Genomic DNA, 5,245 nt, shown 5'->3' with positions numbered 1-5,245 from the left:
TAGCCTGACGATGACCTACTTTCACACGGGAATCCGCACTATCATCGGCGCTGAGTCGTTTCACGGTCCTGTTCGGGATGGGAAGGGGTGGGACCGACTCGCTATGGTCATCAGGCTTGACTGGTTGGCCAGCTGCGTCTCCATCAAGGGAGTGGGCAGCTCGCCCAATTCGTAGAGTCTTGGTGAATCAGCTTTGATTTGATTGCGTCGCTAGACTTCAAGCAGACTTGAAGAACGACTGATCGATTCTAGGATCGATCTGCGTGACCTCAACACTCTGACTGACTGTCAAAGTTATAGGGTCAAGCCTCACGGGCAATTAGTACTGGTTAGCTTAACGCATTACTGCGCTTCCACACCCAGCCTATCAACGTCCTGGTCTTGAACGACCCTTCAGGGGGCTCAAGGCCCCGGCAAGACTCATCTTGAGACGAGTTTCCCGCTTAGATGCTTTCAGCGGTTATCTCTTCCGCACTTAGCTACTCGGCGATGCCACTGGCGTGACAACCGATACACCAGAGGTGCGTCCACTCCGGTCCTCTCGTACTAGGAGCAGGCTCTCTCAATCTTGCAGCGCCCACGGAAGATAGGGACCAAACTGTCTCACGACGTTTTAAACCCAGCTCACGTACCTCTTTAAATGGCGAACAGCCATACCCTTGGGACCGGCTACAGCCCCAGGATGAGATGAGCCGACATCGAGGTGCCAAACACCGCCGTCGATATGAACTCTTGGGCGGTATCAGCCTGTTATCCCCAGAGTACCTTTTATCCGTTGAGCGATGGCCCTTCCATACAGAACCACCGGATCACTTAGTCCTACTTTCGTACCTGCTCGACTTGTCAGTCTCGCAGTCAAGCACGCTTATGCCTATGCACTATCAGCACGATTTCCGACCGTGCCTAGCGTACCTTCGAACTCCTCCGTTACACTTTGGGAGGAGACCGCCCCAGTCAAACTGCCCACCATACACTGTCCCCAACCCGGATCACGGGCCAAGGTTAGAACCTCAAACACACCAGGGTGGTATTTCAACGTTGGCTCCACCTGATCTAGCGACCAGGTTTCAAAGCCTCCCACCTATCCTACACAGATCTGTTCAAAGTCCAATGTAAAGCTACAGTAAAGGTTCATGGGGTCTTTCCGTCTTTCCGCGGGGAGATTGCATCATCACAAACATTTCAACTTCGCTGAGTCTCTGGAGGAGACAGTGTGGCCATCGTTACGCCATTCGTGCAGGTCGGAACTTACCCGACAAGGAATTTCGCTACCTTAGGACCGTTATAGTTACGGCCGCCGTTTACTGGGACTTCAGTCAAGAGCTTGCACCCCATCATTTAATCTTCCAGCACCGGGCAGGCGTCACACCCTATACGTCGACTTTCGTCTTTGCAGAGTGCTGTGTTTTTAATAAACAGTCGCAGCCACCGATTCTCTGCGGCCTCATTGGGCTCCCCAAGTCAATGGTTCACCTACTAAAGGCACACCTTCTTCCGAAGTTACGGTGTCAATTTGCCGAGTTCCTTCTCCAGAGTTCTCTCAAGCGCCTGAGAATACTCATCACGCGCACCAGTGTCGGTTTGCGGTACGGTCGTCTATAGCTGAAGCTTAGTGGCTTTTCCTGGAAGCAGGGTATCACTCACTTCGTCTGCAAGCAGACTCGTTATCACACCTCAGCTAAGCCCTCCGGATTTGCCTAGAGGGCACGCCTACATGCTTGAACCGGGACATCCAACACCCGGCTGAGCTAACCTTCTCCGTCCCCACATCGCACTATAGATCGGTACAGGAATATTGACCTGTTTCCCATCAGCTACGCATCTCTGCCTCGCCTTAGGGGCCGACTCACCCTACGCCGATGAACGTTGCGTAGGAAACCTTGCGCTTACGGCGAGGGGGCTTTTCACCCCCTTTAACGCTACTCATGTCAGCATTCGCACTTCTGATACCTCCAGCAGGCCTCACGACCCACCTTCACAGGCGTACAGAACGCTCTCCTACCACGCACAGATAAACTGTGCATCCGCAGCTTCGGTAACTGGCTTAGCCCCGTTACATCTTCCGCGCAGGACGACTCGATCAGTGAGCTATTACGCTTTCTTTAAATGATGGCTGCTTCTAAGCCAACATCCTGACTGTTTTAGCCTTCCCACTTCGTTTCCCACTTAGCCAATTTTAGGGACCTTAGCTGGCGGTCTGGGTTGTTTCCCTCTTGAGTCCGGACGTTAGCACCCGGTGCTCTGTCTCCCAAGCTGTACTCTTCGGTATTCGGAGTTTGCATAGGTTTGGTAAGTCGCCATGACCCCCTAGCCTAAACAGTGCTCTACCCCCGAAGGTAATACTTGAGGCACTACCTAAATAGTTTTCGGAGAGAACCAGCTATCTCCAGGTTTGTTTAGCCTTTCACCCCTATCCACAGCTCATCCGCTAGTTTTGCAACACTAGTCGGTTCGGACCTCCAGCACCTGTTACGGTACCTTCATCCTGGCCATGGATAGATCACCTGGTTTCGGGTCTACACCCAGCGACTAATTCGCCCTATTCGGACTCGATTTCTCTACGGCTACCCTATTCGGTTAACCTCGCCACTGAATGTAAGTCGCTGACCCATTATACAAAAGGTACGCAGTCACCCCAAAGGGCTCCTACTTTTTGTATGCATGCGGTTTCAGGATCTATTTCACTCCCCTCCCGGGGTTCTTTTCGCCTTTCCCTCACGGTACTTGTTCGCTATCGGTCGATTACGAGTATTTAGCCTTGGAGGATGGTCCCCCCATGTTCAGACAGGATTTCACGTGTCCCGCCCTACTCTTTTCGTGCCTAGTTCCACAATCGACATTTCTCATACGGGGCTATCACCCGCTATGGCCGGACTTTCCATTCCGTTCTGATATGCCAACTGCTAAAACACGAGGGCTACTCCGATTTCGCTCGCCACTACTTTCGGAATCTCGGTTGATGTCTTTTCCTCGAGCTACTGAGATGTTTCAGTTCGCCCGGTTCGCCTTGCATGCCTATGTATTCAGCATGCAATACCTCTTGCGAGGTGGGTTTCCCCATTCGGAAATCTCCGGATCAAAGCTAATTTGCCAGCTCCCCGAAGCTTATCGCAGGCTATCACGTCCTTCGTCGCCTGTAATCGCCAAGGCATCCACCACATGCACTTAGTCACTTGACCCTATAACTTTGACATCACGCAGATGTCGTCAAGGACAGACGCTCAACAACTTGAGCGTTTTATTGAGTATCACGCGTTTTCGCCGTTCTTCAATTTCTTCTCTTGCCTTGCGGCAGAGTTGAAGTCTGGTGACGCAATCAAATGTCGCTGGCGGCACGGTGCCAGTCTGCCCCTTTACGAGCAGCCAGCTTTCCGCCAGCAACGCTGATTCGACTCTACGAATTGTTAAAGAACAACAGTAACGCCCGAAGTAATCACTAAGGGCAAGACTGGCAAACCAGAACATCATTATCACTCAAAAAGTGACTTGATATTATGGTTTGCCAACCATCTGTCTTCAAACTACAGCCAATAAGTGTGGGCGCGCTGAATGTCGGCGTTTTGTGGACCTTGCTCATTCAACAACCGGAGTTGCTGAGTGGCTCGGCCGTTCTCTAGAAAGGAGGTGATCCAGCCGCACCTTCCGATACGGCTACCTTGTTACGACTTCACCCCAGTCACGAACCCTGCCGTGGTAATCGCCCTCCTTGCGGTTAGGCTAACTACTTCTGGCAGAACCCGCTCCCATGGTGTGACGGGCGGTGTGTACAAGACCCGGGAACGTATTCACCGCGGCAAGCTGATCCGCGATTACTAGCGATTCCGACTTCACGCAGTCGAGTTGCAGACTGCGATCCGGACTACGACCGGGTTTCTGGGATTAGCTCCCCCTCGCGGGTTGGCAGCCCTCTGTCCCGGCCATTGTATGACGTGTGTAGCCCTACCCATAAGGGCCATGATGACCTGACGTCATCCCCACCTTCCTCCGGTTTGTCACCGGCAGTCTCATTAGAGTGCCCTTTCGTAGCAACTAATGACAAGGGTTGCGCTCGTTGCGGGACTTAACCCAACATCTCACGACACGAGCTGACGACGGCCATGCAGCACCTGTGTCCAGGTTCTCTTTCGAGCACTCTCACATCTCTGCAAGATTCCTGGCATGTCAAGGGTAGGTAAGGTTTTTCGCGTTGCATCGAATTAAACCACATCATCCACCGCTTGTGCGGGTCCCCGTCAATTCCTTTGAGTTTCAACCTTGCGGCCGTACTCCCCAGGCGGTCAACTTCACGCGTTAGCTACGTTACTGAGAAGAAACCCTCCCAACAACCAGTTGACATCGTTTAGGGCGTGGACTACCAGGGTATCTAATCCTGTTTGCTCCCCACGCTTTCGTGCATGAGCGTCAGTACAGGTCCAGGGGATTGCCTTCGCCATCGGTGTTCCTCCACATATCTACGCATTTCACTGCTACACGTGGAATTCCATCCCCCTCTACCGTACTCTAGCTATGCAGTCACAAATGCAGTTCCCAGGTTGAGCCCGGGGATTTCACATCTGTCTTGCATAACCGCCTGCGCACGCTTTACGCCCAGTAATTCCGATTAACGCTTGCACCCTACGTATTACCGCGGCTGCTGGCACGTAGTTAGCCGGTGCTTATTCTTCAGGTACCGTCATCCCTCCGAGGTATTAGCTCAAAGGATTTCTTCCCTGACAAAAGCGGTTTACAACCCGAAGGCCTTCTTCCCGCACGCGGCATGGCTGGATCAGGGTTGCCCCCATTGTCCAAAATTCCCCACTGCTGCCTCCCGTAGGAGTCTGGGCCGTGTCTCAGTCCCAGTGTGGCTGGTCGTCCTCTCAGACCAGCTACAGATCGTAGGCTTGGTAGGCCTTTACCCCACCAACTACCTAATCTGATATCGGCCGCTCCAATTGCGCGAGGTCTTGCGATCCCCCGCTTTCACCCTCAGGTCGTATGCGGTATTAGCTGCTCTTTCGAGCAGTTATCCCCCACAACTGGGCACGTTCCGATACATTACTCACCCGTTCGCCACTCGTCGCCAGGTTGCCCCGCGTTACCGTTCGACTTGCATGTGTAAGGCATGCCGCCAGCGTTCAATCTGAGCCAGGATCAAACTCTACAGTTCGATCTTGAATAACTCAACGGAATCGAACAAAGACTACTTTCATAGCTTCATTCATTTCCGTGAGCGTCTAAAGATTTAACCTTCTCAGGTTGCCTCTAT

1 protein-coding gene and 3 rRNA genes are annotated in these 5,245 nt (G+C 52.7%); all 4 read right to left on the bottom strand.

Annotation, left to right across the window (positions count from 1 at the left end; all coding sequences use genetic code 11):
* Positions 1 to 2: 2 nt before the first annotated feature.
* Positions 3 to 115: ribosomal RNA gene (rrf, locus tag DES44_RS24420) — 5S ribosomal RNA — on the bottom strand.
* A 183-nt stretch (positions 116 to 298) separates the two neighbouring features.
* Positions 299 to 3,179, bottom strand: a 23S ribosomal RNA gene (locus DES44_RS24415).
* A 28-nt stretch (positions 3,180 to 3,207) separates the two neighbouring features.
* A complete protein-coding gene (locus DES44_RS24895; protein ID WP_147307212.1) occupies positions 3,208 to 3,468 on the bottom strand; it encodes a hypothetical protein in 261 nt (86 codons plus the stop codon).
* Between the two features lie 149 nt (positions 3,469 to 3,617).
* A 16S ribosomal RNA gene (locus DES44_RS24410) occupies positions 3,618 to 5,146 on the bottom strand.
* The 16S, 23S and 5S rRNA genes sit together here, the layout of an rRNA operon.
* Positions 5,147 to 5,245 lie beyond the last annotated feature (99 nt).

The sequence above is a fragment of the Roseateles depolymerans genome (genome assembly GCF_003387155.1).
In the GTDB taxonomy this organism is placed as follows: domain Bacteria; phylum Pseudomonadota; class Gammaproteobacteria; order Burkholderiales; family Burkholderiaceae_C; genus Roseateles; species Roseateles depolymerans.
The sequence above is the reverse complement of the archived record's forward strand: the minus strand, read 5'-3'. Positions and strand labels throughout refer to the sequence as shown.